The 17,222-nt window shown below is 61.7% G+C and carries 10 protein-coding genes; 4 read left to right on the top strand and 6 right to left on the bottom strand.

All coding sequences use genetic code 11. The features are described from left to right. The first annotated feature begins 147 nt into the window (after positions 1 to 147). Complete coding sequence (locus B0G62_RS27615; RefSeq protein WP_244193398.1) at positions 148 to 2,283, top strand: TonB-dependent siderophore receptor; 2,136 nt, start codon at positions 148 to 150, stop codon at positions 2,281 to 2,283. Positions 2,284 to 2,394: 111 nt separating this feature from the next. Here B0G62_RS27615 and B0G62_RS27610 read toward each other — a convergent pair whose 3' ends face one another. Genes B0G62_RS27610 through B0G62_RS27595 form a run of 4 tightly spaced genes read right to left on the bottom strand, consistent with a single transcriptional unit; the run spans position 2,395 to position 7,496 of the window. After that, positions 2,395 to 2,838 carry a Fur family transcriptional regulator gene (locus B0G62_RS27610; RefSeq protein WP_103707356.1) on the bottom strand — a complete coding sequence of 148 codons (444 nt, stop codon included), beginning with the start codon at positions 2,836 to 2,838 and terminating at the stop codon, positions 2,395 to 2,397. Then, positions 2,799 to 4,268 carry an efflux transporter outer membrane subunit gene (locus B0G62_RS27605; protein ID WP_103707355.1) on the bottom strand — a complete coding sequence of 490 codons (1,470 nt, stop codon included), beginning with the start codon at positions 4,266 to 4,268 and terminating at the stop codon, positions 2,799 to 2,801. The genes B0G62_RS27610 and B0G62_RS27605 overlap by 40 nt, the downstream gene beginning before the upstream one ends. 31 nt (positions 4,269 to 4,299) lie before the next feature. Next, positions 4,300 to 6,306, bottom strand: a complete 2,007-nt coding sequence (locus tag B0G62_RS27600; protein WP_103707354.1) for a MacB family efflux pump subunit — start codon at positions 6,304 to 6,306, stop codon at positions 4,300 to 4,302. Continuing rightward, positions 6,300 to 7,496 (bottom strand): efflux RND transporter periplasmic adaptor subunit, encoded by a 1,197-nt coding sequence (locus B0G62_RS27595; protein ID WP_103707353.1) that lies wholly within the window; start codon positions 7,494 to 7,496, stop codon positions 6,300 to 6,302. The genes B0G62_RS27600 and B0G62_RS27595 overlap by 7 nt, the downstream gene beginning before the upstream one ends. Before the next feature lie 439 nt (positions 7,497 to 7,935). Here B0G62_RS27595 and B0G62_RS27590 point away from each other — a divergent pair, with 439 nt between their 5' ends. Beyond that, positions 7,936 to 8,721, top strand: a complete 786-nt coding sequence (locus B0G62_RS27590; protein WP_103707352.1) for an AraC family transcriptional regulator — start codon at positions 7,936 to 7,938, stop codon at positions 8,719 to 8,721. A gap of 190 nt (positions 8,722 to 8,911) precedes the next feature. Then, a complete protein-coding gene (locus tag B0G62_RS27585; protein ID WP_103707351.1) occupies positions 8,912 to 10,576 on the top strand; it encodes an ABC-F family ATP-binding cassette domain-containing protein in 1,665 nt (554 codons plus the stop codon). Between the two features lie 209 nt (positions 10,577 to 10,785). Here B0G62_RS27585 and B0G62_RS32545 read toward each other — a convergent pair whose 3' ends face one another. Beyond that, complete coding sequence (locus tag B0G62_RS32545) at positions 10,786 to 12,504, bottom strand: methyl-accepting chemotaxis protein (protein WP_103707350.1); 1,719 nt, start codon at positions 12,502 to 12,504, stop codon at positions 10,786 to 10,788. A 1,252-nt stretch (positions 12,505 to 13,756) separates the two neighbouring features. Here B0G62_RS32545 and B0G62_RS27570 point away from each other — a divergent pair. Further along, on the top strand, positions 13,757 to 14,746 hold the full coding sequence (locus B0G62_RS27570) for a sensor domain-containing diguanylate cyclase (protein ID WP_103707348.1): 990 nt from the start codon (positions 13,757 to 13,759) through the stop codon (positions 14,744 to 14,746). A gap of 243 nt (positions 14,747 to 14,989) precedes the next feature. On the opposite strand, the gene B0G62_RS27565 is transcribed toward B0G62_RS27570, so the two are convergent. After that, the gene (locus B0G62_RS27565; RefSeq protein WP_103707347.1) at positions 14,990 to 17,077 is read right to left on the bottom strand and encodes an EAL domain-containing protein; all 2,088 of its coding nucleotides are present in this window, start codon (positions 17,075 to 17,077) and stop codon (positions 14,990 to 14,992) included. Between the last annotated feature and the right edge of the window lie 145 nt (positions 17,078 to 17,222).

Genomic DNA, 17,222 nt, shown 5'->3' with positions numbered 1-17,222 from the left:
ATTTTTCTTTACCCGCCTCAGGCGGGTCGATGCCGTTCGGCTATTTAAACAGTGGGATGATTGTCTATGAGAACGAGAAAAGACCAGATGGGTACGCGCCGCATGCGTGTTGAGGCGTGGAGGCGGCTGACGCCACGACTAACAACGATGGTCACGCCGAAAATGACGCCGATCGCGTTTGCCCTGTTGGGCGTGCTCGTTGCGCCGTACGCGCGTGCGCAGGATGCGGGACAAAGCGGCGAAATATTGCCCGCCGTGACGGTCGCCGGCAACGCTGGCGACGACGCCACCACCGAGGGTAGCGGCACCTACGCCGCCAGGCAGGTAACGATCGCTGGCAAGGTCGCGGTACCGATCAAGGAAGTGCCGGCGTCGGTATCGGTTCTGACTCGCGAGCAGATGAACGACCAGAACATCAGCACGATCCAGGATGCGCTGCGCTACGTCACCGGCGTAACCTCGGTCAACTACGGCGATGGCACCGCGTATTTCCGCTCACGCGGCTCGCAGATTGGCATTGAATTCGATGGCGTTTCGCTCGTAAGCGGCCTGCAATACCAGACGCAGTTCGACATGGCGATGTACGACCGCGTCGAAGTGCTGCGCGGAGCGGCTGGAGCGCTCGACGGCATTGGCGAGCCGGGCGGCGTGGCGAATCTCGTGCGCAAACGGCCGCAGGACGAGTTCCATGTCGCGACGGAAACGCAGGTTGATTCGTTTGGCAGTGTGCGCCAGATGGTCGACGTGACCGGCCCGCTCAACAAGGATGGCACGGTGCGCGGCCGTGCCGTGCTGGTGGGTAGTGACGGACTCCAGTCGGTCGATCACACGCGTGACAAGGAAGTGCTCGCCTATGGCGCAATCGACTGGGACATCACGCCACGCACCACGCTGTCGCTCTCCGGCGGCTATCAGGTCTCGCCGACCTCAGGCCTCGATTACGGTGCGGGCGGCGTCCTCAATGACGATCAGACCGCACTGCTCGGGCGTGTGCCGAGTTCATACTCGCAGAACTTCAGCCCGAGCTGGAACTACTCGTACACGTCGATCCAGGAGTTCAACGGCAATCTCGAACATCGCTTCGAAAACGGCTGGAAAGCATCCACCACGCTGTTCTACCGGCACGAACTGTTGAAGTCGTACTACGCCTATTCGGGGCCGGGCGCGACGGCCGACGGACTGTCCTATTATGGCGACCAACGCCAGCGCAACACCTATGACTGGTTCGGCGCGGATACGCACGTCTCGGGTCCGATCGAGCTATTCGGCCAGAACCATACGCTGACCGTCGGCGCCAACTATTCGGTGATGTCTTCGACGGCGCAGTCGGGTTTCGTGAGCGTCGATGGACCTTACGACGGCGGCCAGTTCAGCCTCTACGACCCGAACGCCGTGCCCGCCGTCGACGTGCCGTTTACTTACGGCACCAACGAACGCACGGTGCAATACGGTATCTATGCCCAGGCGCGCATCCATCTCGCCAAACCCCTCGCACTCGTGCTGGGCGGTCGCGAGGCCTTTCTCCAGGATCGCACGCAATCCACCTTGCCCGATGTGACTGGCTGGACGACGAACGCCCAGATCAATCATCGCTTCCTGCCGTCGGCGGCGCTTGTCTGGGATGTGGTGCCGTCCATCACGGCTTACGCGAGCTATGCGCGTTTTCTCGATGCGCAGACGGACACGACATACAGCGGGGAGGGTCTGCCGCCGCGCTCCGGCGAGCAGTATGAAGTCGGCGTAAAGGGCAGCTTCCTTGGCGGCAAACTCAACGCGAACGCGGCGCTGTTCCGCATCAACGACAACAATCGCGCCGTAAGCGACCCGGAGCACGAGTATTACTACCTTGCTGCCGGCAAGGCGCGCGATCAGGGCTTCGAACTGGAAGTCACGGGACAACCGATGCCGGACTGGAACGTCTACGCCGGTTATACGTATCTTGACGAACATTACGAGAACGATGCGCCCGATCTCACCGACGGCGAGGATCCAAGGCATCTGTTCAAGCTCTGGACAAACTATCGCTTCACGCAGGGGCTGCTGCGCGGCTTCAACGTGGGTGGCGGCATGCTCGCGCAAACGCGCATCTCGCGTGGCGTTGAGCAAGGCGCGTACGCGATTTTCAATGCCCAGGTCGGCTATCGCTTCAACAAGCATGTCGAAGCGTCGTTACAGCTGAACAATATCTTCAACCGCGGCTATTACATTCGTCCGCCGGGTGAGTTCTACAGCGTGTTCGGCGACAAACGCAATGTGATGCTGACCGTGCGCAGCGACTTCTGATCTCGGGAAGCCATCCTCTTAGTGTAGATTGGCCCGTCAGGCGGATGTGCCCCTGTCAGGCCGATGGCGGATTGCCGTGAGGCAAATCCGCCAGTCGAGGCTTTGGCGCGGCTATCCGGCTCGATTGTCCCGCACATAAAGCGTCACATGGCGGTGTACTACCTGGACCTCGCGCTCCGCCGCGACCAACGCACAACACGTATCGAGCGATTGGGGCGGCAAATGGCTGATTTCGCCGGTATCGACATTCACCAGATGATCGCGAGACTGCCCAACATCGAGCTCATACACCTTGCGCATCCCCCTGAACGCGTGAACCTGGATTAGCCCCAGTTGCTCAAAATCCGCCAGTGCCCGGTAGATGGACGCCAGCGATATCATGTCTCCAGCCGTGAGCGCCGTCCGATAGAGTGTCTCGGCATCGACGTGGCGGTCCTCGTGTAGCGCGCCGCGTAACAATCCGAGGACGATGCCGCGTGCACGCGTGGGCTTTAGCCCGGGCAGTGGCCAGCCGGTCAGGAGTTGCCGTCGATCGTTGTGCTGGAAATTGCCCATCCCGGTTGCCCCCGTTCGAATTGCGCCTGAGCGGCGGCTCTTGTCGCCGGTGCAACGGACGTCACACCGTTTTCCTGCTTCACATCCCACCCGCCTCCCAGCGCCTTGTACAGCGCCACCGCTGCCTGCAGGCGGGCGAGCTTCAGTTGCAAGGCCTCGTCCTTCGCGGCGTAAAGCGTGCGCTGCGCGTCGAGCAGTGTCTGCAGCGTTTGCGCGCCTGCCCGGTAGCGCGATTCGACCTGCTGCAAGGCTATCTGCGCCTGATCGAGCACGTCCGCCTGGGCTCGCTGTCGGGTCATGATGCCGTCGATCGCATTCAATGCCGATTCGACGTCGCCTAGCGCACTCACGATCGAGGCGCGGTAATCCGCCAGCAGTTCCTCGCGCTGGGCCAGCGCAAGATCGCGGCTTGCCGCCAGCGCGCCGCCATGGAAGATGGGTGCGCTCAATCCCGCTACGAGATCGTAGATGGGATGCTCGAGCAGATTGGCCAGCCGCGTGTTGCCCGCGCCCGCATCGGCAGTCAACGTGACGGCCGGCAGCATCGCGGCGCGCGCGACGGTCACGTCGGCATCGGCGGCAGCGAGTTTGCGCTCCGCCTCGGCGATATCGGGACGCCGCGTGAGCAGGTCCGCCGGCACGCCCGCGCCGATGACAGGGATCGTCAATCCATCGAGCGAGTCACCCGCCACCTGGAAGCCCTGCGGCGGCTTTCCGGCCAGCGTCGCCAGCGCGATGCGGCTGTACTGTGCCTGCTGGCCGTATTGCGCCACGCTCTGCGTGAGCTGCGCTACGAGCGTCTTCTGCTGGGCCACATTGCTGACTGTCGCCGCCCCCGCGCGGTACTGGCTTTCGACGAACCCCAGCAGTCGCTCGCCAGCCGCAAGATCCTGCCTCGCGATGGCCGCACGTTCGCGTAACGCGAGCACCTGCAGCCAGGTATTGGCGAAATCGGCTGTGAGCGTCAGCGCCACGGCGTCGCGCTCGGCCCGTCTCGCGCCGAGCGTATCGATGGCCGCCTGGCGCGTGGCGCGGTTCGCGCCCCACAAGTCCAGTTCGTAACTCGCGGTGAAGTAGCCCGAGTAATCGTTGTACATTGGATAGCCGACTTCCCTGGTACGCTCCACGGAAACGCCCGCGTCGATCTGCGGCAAGAGCGACGCGCCGCTCACGCGCACCAGGGCATCGGCCTGACGCACGCGCGCCACGGCGGCCGCAACGTCGAAGCTGTCTTGTTGGGCGGCTTCGACAAGCGCCGTAAGCTCCGCGCTGCCGAACGACTGCCACCACTGGGCGTTCACGCCCGCTGCATCGACGCTCGACGCTGACTGCCAGCGCGCCGGCAGCGCGATGCCGGCCCCGGTCTTCACGACCGGCAACGAACAGGCAGTCAGCTGTGCGACCAGGGCCAGCACGAAGCCTGAACGCATGCGCGTCAAAACCGGGATAGTCGCCGCCACCTCATTCGCTCCCTAACGCCATGACCGGATCGAGCCGCGCAGCCTGACGCGCCGGCATGAACCCGAAGATCAGACCGGTCGCCACCGCGCATGCAAACGCGCCGACGATCGAGCGCACCGAAAAAATCACCGGCACGTCCCACGCGATCAGCGCGGCCCCGATCGCCAGCCCCGCGGCCACGCCTGCACCGCCGCCCACCAGCGACACCATCACCGCCTCGGCGAGAAACTGGCGCTGGATGTCGCGCTGCCGCGCGCCCGTCGCCATGCGTATGCCGATCTCGCGCGTGCGCTCCTTCACCGTCATCAGCATGATGTTCATCACACCGATCCCCCCCACCAGCAGTGAGATTGCCGCGATCAAGCCGAGCATCAGCGTCATCGTGCGCTGCGTGTCTTCCTGAGCCTGGATCGCGGCCGCCGCGTTGTAGACCTGAAAATCGCGTACGTGATGGGCGGCCTGCAACTGCGCCGTGATTGCGTCGACGGTTTGACTGGCTTGCGACAACTCGTCGAGCAGCACGGAAATCCATGACAGGCTCGTCTTGCCCAGCACGCGCCGGCTGCCGGTCGAGAACGGCATCATGACGACGTCGTCGTCATCGGCATCGCCCGAGACCGCGCCCTTTTCCTCCAGTTCGCCAATCACCTGAAACGGCACGTTGTTGACCAGCACATACTTGCCGACGGCGTCCTCGCCGCCGAAGAGGCGCTCGCGCACCTTCTTGCCGAGCAGCATCACCGTCGAGAGCCGGCGCTCGTCCTGCCAGTCGTAGAACTGACCTCGCACGGGCCGCCAGTTCAGGATATGCGGCGCGTCGGGCGTGACGGCCCAGATCGAGGCGGCCGCGTCGGCGTTGCCCGCGCGCAGCGTCGCCTGGCCGCGCAGAAACGGCATGGCCGCGGCGACATTGGGCACCGCCTGCACGATCGGCACATCGGCCTGCGTGAGCACACCGCCGACGCCGCGCGCCTCGTCCGACCCCGGCACGACGTAGAGCCGGCTCGCGCCAAACAGCGCCATCTTCTGCGCGACTTTCGCCTGCGTGCCCGTGCCGACCGCGAGCATCACGATCACCGAGGCCACGCCGATCACGATGCCGAGCAGCGTAAGCAAAGTGCGGAAGCGGTTCACGCCGAGCGTGCGCCACGCCGACGCCAGCGCCTCGCGCACATCGGTCCAGAGGCTTGCCGTGTGCGCGACGCCTTCACTCATGCGCGCCGCGAACGCTTGCGGTTCGAGCTGCGGCGCGGCCGCGCACGCCGACGCGCCCGAATCGGCGATGACCTGTCCGTCGCGGATTTCGATGATGCGCCGCGCCTGCCCGGCCACGGCCCGGTCGTGCGTGATGAGAATGACCGTGTGGCCCGCATCGGCGAGTTCTTTCAGCAGAGCCATGACTTCCGCGCCGCTTCGGCTGTCGAGCGCGCCGGTCGGCTCGTCGGCGAGTACGATGTGGCCGCCGTTCATCAGGGCGCGCGCGATCGACACGCGTTGCTGCTGACCGCCCGACAATTGCCCCGGCCGATGCCCGAAGCGGCCCGCGAGTCCCAGGCGTTCGAGCAGCGCCCGGGCGCGCTCCTCGCGCTCCGGGAGCGGCGTGCCCGCGTACACGGCGGGCACTTCCACGTTGTGCTGCGCGTCGAGCGTGCGGATCAGGTGATAGCCCTGGAACACAAAGCCGAACGCTTCGCGCCGCAGCCAGGCAAGCGCGTCGGCGGAAAACCCGGCAATATCGCGGCCCGCAAACCGGTAGGTGCCGGAGCTCGGCCGGTCGAGGCAACCGAGGATGTGCATCAGCGTGGACTTTCCCGACCCCGACTGGCCCATGATCGCGACGAACTCGCCGGCCGCGATCGACAGCGAAATGCCGCGCAGTGCCTCGGTGGCGGGGCTGTCGTCGCTACCGCTTTTGTCGCCGCTTTTGCCACCATAGACGCGGCGGATGCCGATCAGTTCGATTAGCGGGACCCGCGCGGCGTCGGCTGCCGGCTCAGTCGTTACCACTGGAACCTCCCCGCCGCCGCGCGTTCGCGGCGGATGCCGGTCACGAGCAGCTCGCCCGGCTGAAGGCCGGCCAGCACCTGCGCGCGCAACCGGTCGTGCACGCCCGTGCGGACCTCGCGCGCGACGATGTCGCCGCCCGGCGTGCGGACCTGCGCTGTATACACATCGGTCTTGCCCGCAACGGCTTGCAGCGCGGCGAGCGGCGCGAGCACGACGCCATGCGCCGACGCCTCCACGAAAAACACCTGCGCGCTCATCTGCGGCATCAGCGCGTGATCGGCGTTGCGCACGTCGAAGAGCACGGTGTAGAGCACGACCTTGCCCGCGCCGCCGGTGCCCGCGCCCTTCTGCACTTCCGTTGGCGACGAGGCGTCGGCCGGCGCATTCGGCGGCGCGGGCAAGACCTGGCGCACTGTGCCGGTCCAGCGCCGGTCGTCGCCGAGCGTCGTGAAATAGACCGGCATGCCGGGATGCACGCGCCGCACGTCGGCTTCCGACACCTCGGTCCACACCGTCATGGTCGATAGATCGGCGACGCGCAGGATTTTCGGCGTCTGATAGGTCGCGTTAAGCGTCTGCCCTTCGCGCGCATCGAGCGTAATGACGGTGCCCGCCATCGGCGCGTAGATACGCGTGTAGCCTAGTTGCGCCTGGTCCCCCTTGAGGGTCGACGACGCCCCGGCGATCTGTGCGCGCAAATCCACCACATGCGCCTGTGCGGAACGCAGCGTGGCCTGCGCCATCTGCCTGTCCTCGGCGCGCGTCGCACCTTCGGCGTCCATGCGGCGCTGACGCTCGTCCTGCTGACGCGCGAGTACGGCGCTCGCTTCCCCACCGTCCAGTTGCGCGCGCAAGCTGTCGAGCACGGCATGATCGGCATCGACCTTGGCCTGCTGTACCGACGGATCGATCTCGACGAGCAGATCGCCCTTGCGGACCACGCTGCCCGGTTGCACGGCAATACGACGGATTTCTCCCGACGCCTGCGCGCCCACGTCGACGTAACTCTGCGGCTGCAACGTGCCGAGCGCGCTCACGCTCAGCTCGATATCGCCGCGTCCCACCGGCGTCGTATCGACGATCGTGCGCGTACGCAGCAGCGTCCACCAGAGGAGAAACGCCAGCAGGACAAGCGGCAGGACAACGAGTATTTTGCGTCCTGGAACGCGTGGAATTTTGTCTGGGACCATCGTGAATTCATCACCGTGAAGACAGATACGCGACGCAGCCAGGCGCGATGGCTATCGCATTTGCCGCAAGCGGCAATGCACACAAAAGCTGAAACATCGTGATTTCAGGCGGTGGAAATCCATTCATCCCATGCAGACCATCGTTGACGATCGTCAGCAATCGGGCGGCATCGAAACCGCCGGGCACACCTGCGAATGAATCCCCAGAAAGTTGGCGTTTCCCGTTGAATCAATCAACCATGGCGCAGACGGCAACGAGAAAATGAGAAGCATTTACAATATTATTGCGGTGCGTATAGGGCTTCGACAGACACGAAGCTTAGCGGGTTGAAAGCTCGAAAGGGCGACAGCCGATAACGAATTTCCGACAAATTCTGTCAAAAAAGCGATATATGGACTGCATTGCAGTTTTGATGACTGGCTTGTTTCGAGCAACAGGATGAAAGGCTCCCTATTCCAGCATTACCCACGGCAGCGTCAGCCGCTCGCCCGCACGGCGATTGGGATCGCTATCGAATATCGTCATGGCGAACGTGAAGCCTGGCACCAGCATCAACACGGGCAACTCGTCTTTGCAGCGCGTGGGGTCGTGCGTGTGCTCACCCCCTCCCGCACATGGACGTTGCCGCCCTCACGCGCAGCGTGGCTGCCATCCAATGTCGATCACGAACTGCATTCCGTCGGCGAATCCGAACTGTGCAGTGTCTGGGTCGAACCCGAGGCTGTTCCCTGGCAATGGACCGCGCCGGCAGTCATCGCCGCCACGCCGCTCGTGCGAGAACTGGCGCTAACGCTCAGCGAAGGAGGCGAAACATACGCACCTGACAGTCGCGCGGCCCTCGCCGCGCCGCTCCTGCTCAATGTGCTTGCCGGGCTGCCGGCGCTCCCCGAGGCTGGCGTACCGCTACCCGGTGACGAACGTCTCGCCCAGATATGCGAGCACATGATGAACGATCCGGGGAGCACACTGACGCTGGCGTTCTGGGGAGAACACTTTGGAGCGAGCGGCCGCACACTCGAACGAAAATTCAAATCGGAAACCGGCCTGTCGTTTGGCGTGTGGCGGCAACAGATGCGAGTGGCAGAGTCGATAACACGGCTTGCGCTCGGCGAACCGGTGCAACGAATCGCACGGGATTTCGGCTACAGCACAGCAAGCGCATTTATCGCCATGTTCAGACAAATTACCGGCGAATCACCTCAACGGTATCTGGCTTCAAAATGATCGCGACGATTCCCGCTCCGCGCGGATAGCGATCCGTTCCCTGTCTCCACCGGGATTCCGGAATTCAAACAGCCCCTTGCGTAGTGACCGGTGGCCCCGGCTGAACGCACGCAGCGCACGCAGCTCAGAAAAGAGACCGCGCCGCCCGTCCCGTCGGCTATCATGCCTGTCCTCTCCGAAGTACCTCCTTATGATTTCCGTCCGTAATGTCACCCTGCGCCGCGGCGTCAATGTCGTGCTCGATCGCGCGTCCGTCACCTTCGCCCCCGGCGAAAAGATTGGTCTGGTCGGCCGCAACGGCGCCGGCAAGTCGTCCTTCTTCGGCCTTCTTAACGGCAAGCTGCACGAAGATAGCGGCGAGTTCTCGATTCCCCCTGGATGGAAAATGGGCCAGGTCGCGCAGGACATGCCGGAGACCGGGCAGGGCGCGACCGATTTCGTAGTCGAGGGCGACACCGTGCTGCTCGCCGCGCAGGCCGAAGTCGCCGCCGCCGAAGCCAGCGACGACGGCATGCGCATGGCGCACGCCTATATGGCCCTGCACGACGCCGGCGCGCACGATGCTCCCGCACGTGCCCAGGCGCTGATCCTGGGACTCGGCTTTACGGCCGCGCAACTGGATCAGCCCGTCAACAGTTTCTCCGGCGGCTGGCGCATGCGACTGCAACTGGCGCGCGCGCTGATGTGCCCGTCCGACCTGCTGCTGCTCGACGAGCCGACCAATCACCTGGACCTGGACGCGCTGGTCTGGCTGGAAGCGTGGCTCAAGCGCTATCAAGGCACGCTGGTCGTGATCAGCCATGACCGCGAATTCCTCGACGCGGTGACGCAGGTGACGGTGCACGTCGACAACGCCAAACTCGTGCGCTACGGCGGCAACTACAGCAAGTTCGAAGACATGCGCGCCGAGCAGCTTTTGTTGCAGCAGGCCGCGATGGCGAGGCAAGCGGACAAGATCGCTCACCTGCAGAAGTTCATCGACCGTTTCAAGGCCAAGGCCTCGAAGGCGAAGCAGGCGCAAAGCCGGGTCAAGGCACTCGAACGCATGGAGAAGATCGCGCCGGTGCTTGCGGATGCGGAGTTCAACTTCGAGTTCAAAGAGCCCCTCAACGTCCCGAACCCGCTGTTGTCGATGCTGGACGCGAGCTTCGGCTATCCCACGCCCACCGGCGCACCGCCGGGCACACCGCCCACGGTCATCGTGCGCGGCATCAACCGTTCGGTACTGGCCGGGCAGCGCATCGGCATTCTCGGTGCCAACGGCCAGGGCAAATCCACGCTGGTGAAGACGGTGGCGCACGCGCTGGCGCCGATTGCCGGCGAAATCAGCGAGGGCAAAGGCCTGAATATCGGCTACTTCGCCCAGCAGGAACTCGACGTGCTGCGCCCGCTGGACACGCCGATGGAACACATGATCCGTCTGGCCAGGGACACGCCGGCGCACATGCGCGCCCCCGGTCAGAGCGGCACCGAACAATCGCTTCGCACCTTCCTCGGTACGTTCAACTTCAGTGGCGATACAGTCCATCAGGCCGTTAGCACGATGAGCGGCGGTGAAAAGGCGCGGCTCGTGTTGTGCATGATCGTATGGCAGCGCCCCAACCTGCTGCTGCTCGACGAGCCGACCAATCACCTCGACCTGGCCACCCGCGAGGCGCTAGCCATGGCGCTCAACGAATTCGAAGGCACTGTGATGCTGGTCAGTCACGATCGGGCCCTGCTGCGCGCCGTATGTGACGAGTTCTGGCTCGTCACCAAGGGCGGCGTCGAGCCCTTCGACGGCGATCTGGACGATTATCAGCAGTTCCTGCGCGACGAAGCCCGTCGCATGCGCGAGCAGGCTGCCGCAGAGTGAAAGTGGGATTCCCTCGGCTTTTCGCCATCAAGCGGGCCGCCGTTATGCAGGGATGTCGACGCCGTAGTCCTTTGTGCCGGGCGTGAAGATCAGACGTTCCTGCTCACTGGCGTTTACAGGGCAAGGCTGTGCTGGCGGCGCGACACGGCATGGGGAGCGCTCAGTCGGCGGTCTGTCTCAACAGGCTCTTTGCGGGGAACCAGCCGGGCTCAGAAGGTCGTCCACTCGTCGCTGGGTGTCGCTGCCGCCAGCTCCGTGTTCTCCACGGCTGGTTGCCGGGTCGGCCGCTTCAAGGCCCGTGCGGCATTGGATGCAGCCTTGGGCATGATCACGGGCTTTTTCGGCTGGAGGGCCACTGCGCTCACCGGGGCGCCCGCCGCAACGGCAGCAGGCGCTACAACGGTCGGACGCGCGGCCCCATGCCGGCTGCCCGGCAGCTTGAATTCATCGACCGCCGCCCTGAGCCTGCTGGCCTGATCCTGCATCGACTGCGCGGCCGCCGCGGCCTGCTCTACCAGCGCCGCATTCTGCTGCGTCATCTGGTCCATCTGCGACACCGCCTGACCTACCTGATCGATACCCTTGCTCTGTTCCCCCGATGCCGCGGCGATCTCCGCCATGATGTCGGTCACGCGCGTTACGGCCTTGATGACCTCTCCCATTGTGCTCCCCGCGCGCGCCACCAGTTCGCTGCCCTGCGCAGAGGTCGTAACCGATTCCTCGATCAATTCCTTGATCTCCTTTGCCGCCGCCGACGCACGCTGCGCCAGCGATCGCACCTCGCCCGCAACCACCGCGAAACCGCGCCCCTGCTCTCCCGCCCGCGCGGCCTCGACCGCCGCATTCAGCGCAAGGATGTTGGTCTGAAACGCGATCCCTTCGATCATGCCGGTAATGTCAGCGATCTTCGCCGAGCTCCCGCTGATCTTGTGCATCGTGTCCACTACTTGCGTCACCACGTCATTGCCGCGTCGCGCGGTATCCGAGGCATTCGATGCCAGCGACGTCGCCTGATTCGCGTTCTCAGCGTTCTGCCTTACGGTACCCGTCAATTCCTCCATACTGGCTGCGGTTTCTTCCAGTGACGCCGCCTGCTCCTCGGTTCGAGAGGAAAGGTCGATATTGCCCGTGGCGATTTCCCGTGACGCAAGGTCCACCGACGCCACCGCGTCGTGTACCGTCGTCATCACACTGGAAACCCGATCCATCAGATGATTGAATGCCGCACCCGTCTGGCCTATCTCGTCCTTGCTCTGGAGACGCACGCGCAGCCCCAGGTCAAGCGTCTCGCTCGCTGCCTGCAACGTGCCCTGAATACCGCCGAGCGCTCGCACGATCGAACGAGACAGGATGAAGATCCAGCCGACCACAAGCACCATTACCAAAATGAGGACAACCGCCACCACGGTTATGGAGATGTGAGTGACATTCGCAGCATGCTTCGCACTTTCCTCCTCTGCCTTGGCTATATCATCGGTGGCAGACTCCATGCCTGCCAGCAAAGGCACAAAGTTGGCGTGGTAAACCGCCGCTACCTGATCATTTGCGGATTTCGGGTCGTGCCTGGCCAGATCCAATATGTCGTGCGATTTTTGGTCGTAGGCCAGCCACTGATTCTTGAGTGGAGCAATTTCCTGCGCCTGAGGTTCGTCCTTGAACAAGGGCGAGGTGATGCCATCCCATTTGCCGATATTCTGCTCGGCGTCCGCGAAGAGCTTTTTCGTATCGTCGCTGGTCGGATCGAGTTCGACAGTCGACAACATGCTGCCCTTGATTTCCGTCAACCCACGGATTTCGGTCGCACGCCGGTCCTTTTCTGCGTTGGCATCACTCACCGCATTGAAACCCACGATCGTTGCGGCTATCCCGCCACCGATCGCCATTAAGGTCACCAACATCAAGATCTGAAGCTTTACTCTGATCGTCATAAAAATCCCGTTTGTGCGAATGGTCGCTGAATGATCCAACTTGCTGTTTAATCGTAAAAGTCAATCTCGTTCGCACCATAGGCGGGAGACGGCCAGCCTCTCGACTAATGCAATCTTCAACTGCCGAGCGACACCCATAAGCACCACCTAATTGCTGCCACCGATCAGCGTGAGTTCCTGGGAACAGGCATCGATGCTTACATCTGTCTTCCACGCATCCGACACCAAGGATCGCAAGATCTGGAATATCGCAAAGCAAAAACAAATCATCTAAAAAACCGGCACGAGTCAATCCCGCAACCCTGCTCTCCCGGTGAAAGCTCGCATTCATACTAGTTGCGTACACAACTTAATTAGTTGCTCACACAACTTCATGGAAAACTGATGTCGTCGCCTTAGCATGTGTGCTATCGGCAGTCGGGGCGAATTCTTGAGGATCGGAACCCGTGTTTACATCTACCTTCCTGACCTCGAGCATGAGGTTCGCACGGTGATTCCTGAAGCGGGAGCATTGTGAGTCAGGAATGTGACTATTTTTCCATCCTGACAAATTTGCGCAGGTTCCCTATGGAATGTATCTATTGTTCGTACATATTGTTCTAGACGTTTTAAGTATTGTAAAAAGCCGCGAACTACCCCGAACATGACGCGATATTCGCTGCCGTCGTTCACTGCGGACGCAACAGTTTTGACATAGACGAGTCGTAATGGAAGTCATAGAGGCCGGTCGGTTTGAGTCACTGCAGGCACCTCAGTGGTTTTCCGTGTTGTCTATCGTCGCTCCCGTCGTCCGGGCGGATTCCCCGCCTCCCAAGGAATGCGCCGATGAATCTGTTCCGTCGAGCCAACGCACGCGGCAATTCCCTCGCTGCCGGTTGACGCTACTTCCGGCCTGTCTGGTAATGGCGTCCCGCCAATTGCGCCAGGCGATGTATGACATGCTCAGCCTGCTGAACCGGACCGACTCATCCAGGAAGGATCTCGAGTCGTGAAGGCTAAGGTTGCGCAAGCGGCCGGGATATGTCATTGCAATATCCGACGCCCACGATGAACATGCCCATATTTCCAGCCGGGGCCGGTCTGAATCTGAGCTGCTGTCTGAAGAAAATACGAAGCTCGAGTTCAATAAACCCCACTCATCGAGCGTTGCAACTGCTTATCCGTCAATACATGCCCTGAAGGACCTGACAAATATGGAACGAATCACCTTTCAAGGGAGCGAGCGTCGGATGCGCGACTGTGGAGAGCCTGCGTGACCGCCCCGAGAATCCCACTGAACGAAGCGGAACGAATTGCTGCACTGCAGACGCTGGAAATTCTCGATACGCCCCCTGAAGAACGCTTCGATCGGCTTACCCGTCTAGCAAGACGCTTATTCAACGTACCGGTCGCACTTGTCAGCCTTGTCGATACGGACCGCCAATGGTTCAAGTCGGTGGACGGGCTAAGCTTCACGCAGACGACACGCGACGTATCGTTCTGTGGTCACACGATTCTTGAAGAGAATCTGTTCATCGTCCCCGACACGACCGTCGACGCACGCTTTCATGACAATCCGCTCGTGACGGACGGGCCGCGAATTCGCTTTTACGCCGGATGCCCGCTAACGATGCCTGGAGGCATCACCCTCGGTTCGATATGTCTGATGGATACGCGACCTCGGACATTCAGCGAAGAGGACCAGCGTAGTTTGCGCGACATCGGGCAGATCGTCATCCGGGAACTGGTCGCGTTTGAACTTGCCACAACAGACGAACTGACGAGAATCCCGAACCGACGCGCGTTCGAACGCATCGCACAACACGCGTTGAATATCTGCAAACGATCCCACAAACCGGCAGTCCTGACGTACTTCGATCTCGACAACTTCAAAGCCATCAACGACAGCTTCGGGCATGCCGAGGGCGACCGCGCGTTGGTCGAATTCGTGACTACGCTGCGCGGAGCCGTCCGCAATACTGACGTGATCGGCCGTCTCGGCGGTGACGAGTTTGCGGCAATCTTTGTCGACACCGACGATATATGGATTGCCGCAATATGGCAGCGGATACGCGAGACGCTTGCCCAGAATCGTGCGCGGAACAGGAATCCTTATCCGATCGATTTCAGCACGGGAACGGTTACCTACGATGCGTCTCGTCACCCGACGGTAGGGCACATGCTTGAGGACGCCGACCGCGCAATGTATCTCATGAAACAGTCCAGACGAAGCAGACCAGTAACCGCTCGGGAGGCAGGCTAAAGCATGTCAGGCGCTCTACATGGCAATAGGTATGCACCTGTTGCAGCGCCGACAAGGCAGTTCAGCATCGACGCGATCAGGCCACACCCGTGCCACGCCAGGAAACAAGGATGGCAGGAAGTGCAAACTTTTGACGAGCAGCCATTAATCTGGAATCCTTCATTTGAATGCGGGCGTAATGGATTGCAACGTCGAAGCTTCACGTTGTCGACACGGCCGGCAGAATTATTTCCGGACGGGATACTAGTGGCCAGTCAGCATCCTGACCAGATCCTGACGTACCAGACCATATTCGGCGCTGATCATTCCGTGTTCGAGTGCAGCATCTACGAGCGTCTTCTGGGCAACAGCTTCGGCCGACCACGAGGGCAATCCTGGCGGCATCATTTCGATCGGGTCCATGAAAGGCCGAAGCACGGTTGCTTCTTTCTGTGCACGGCTACGCGTCGATTTCTCACCGAGATGTAGATAAAGACGTTCCTCCCATAACAATAGCTGTGCAAGTACGACGAGCGGGCTGCGTGAATCTCGAGACCCATCAAAGCTAAACGGCCGGTACTGCTCAATCCACCGTTCGAGGTCTCTCGCCGGCATCGGCCGCGCGAAGACATAGCCCTGTACCGCATCCACGCCAAGCATACAGATCGCCTCAAGCAGATCCTCGCTCTCGACCCCTTCGACGATCACCTGTTTGCTGAGCGAATGCCCGAGCCGCGTGAGTTGATAGACGAAGCGCAAAACATCCGAGGCGTTGTCATCAGCCAGACTTACGATGCTGCGGTCGATCTTGACGATGTCGAATGGCAATTCCCGCAAACGCGTCAGACTGCTATGGCCAGAGCCGAGATCGTCTTCGGCCAGGTGGATGCCAAGCGCCTTGAAGCGTCCAAGCGCATTGAACAAACCTGCTCCCGGCGCAATCTCGTCGGTCTCGAGCACCTCAAGGGTCAGCATAGGCGGGGGACAATCGTAGTCGCTCAACGTCCGCTGCGTGATATCGAAATAGCGGCTATCGTCGAACGCGCTCGAAGGCAGGTTCACCGACACACCAAGATCAAAGCCTGCATTCAGCCAGCTGTTGCGGTGCGCAAGAGCTTGCCGCAGTCCGCACGCGTACAACTCCAGGAAGTCGTCCGAAGAGAGCGCCGGAAAGAATACCCCGGGCGCCAGCAGCCGCTCACCATCGCGAAGCCGCGCGAGCGCCTCGACCTTCGCCACGTAACCCGTTCGTAGATCTACGACGGGTTGATAGTGCATTTCCAGAGCGTCCGAGCGCAGTAGCTCGGACCAGCGCCGGCGGGTTTCGTATTGGACGGTGCTCGTTATGCGGTCCTGGCCCTCCATGCGAGCAGTCGCGAACACCAACAGCGTCTGCAATTGCTCAATGAAATTTATCTGATCGTCCGAAGTGAAGCCACCCGGAAGCGCACTGTGCAATAGCAGTACCGATACCGGCCGGCCACCGGGCTTCGCCAGAGGGATCGCAACGCAGCTTCGGAATCCGGCGTCCAGTGCGGCGGGACGCCACGAGATCATGCGGGGATCGGTTGCGAAGTTCACGCACCGTTCGATCTGTGCGGTGCGCCACGCGCGACCGGCAGGGCCGATGTCCATCGCGTTGATCGTACTACCCGTGGAACGCTCCAATGCCGAGAAGTAAGCTTCTGTCGTCACCCCGGAGATGGACTCGAAGCGAAACTCTCCCTGCGGGTCGGGCCGGCCAAATGAGCAGCCGGCGATTTCTTCATGTGCGCTCAGCGTCTGCGCTACCTCGAAGATCAAGTCGGTATAACTGTTCGCCCCCCACGCGAGTTGCGTGATTTTCTGGAGCGTCATATAACGCAATGCCTTGAGCCGCAAATATGATTCGATCTGCCAGGCAAGATCACGAATCAACCTCTGACTCAGCAGCGCGAGCGCTTCGACGTGAGCAACGCCATTGACATACTCGCGGACGGTGATATGCAGGATCTCCTGCGCGAGAATCACCTCATCAGCAGGGAGCCCGACAATCGAGTGAACCCTTCCGACCGCCAACGCCGTTGCACGATGGTGCTCAGATGTCAGCCCGGGAGCCGCGAGCATCAGCAGGTTGCGCAGCTGTTGTGCCTTGAGCCTGTCAAGTTCGCGCGGAGACAGCGAATCGAGGAATTGAGCCGAACGCGGCAGTGTCGAAAGGCCCCGGTAGAACCTGTCCACGATGTCGGGGCCGCAACGTTGCAGTTCTTCCTCCAGTTCAATCAGTCTCTCTTGCGAAGCTTCGCCATAGAGGTGCAGTGCATCGTGCCGAGCGCTTTCGCGAGGATAAGTTGCTGAAGGGCGGTAGGTCATGGTTCGAATTTTTAATAATCTAAGACAGTATCAACAGATATGCGGTATTGCAGTGAAACGACCAGGCCTCGAGAAAAGTACTCGCCCTGGCGCTAGCAATACAACGAATCTTTACGGCTTTTCCCGTCCTATCGGCTGAAACCCG

It is taken from the genome of Paraburkholderia eburnea (genome assembly GCF_002917095.1).
In the GTDB taxonomy this organism is placed as follows: domain Bacteria; phylum Pseudomonadota; class Gammaproteobacteria; order Burkholderiales; family Burkholderiaceae; genus Paraburkholderia; species Paraburkholderia eburnea.
Note: the sequence above shows the minus strand (reverse complement) of the source record. Positions and strands in the feature narration are given on the sequence as shown.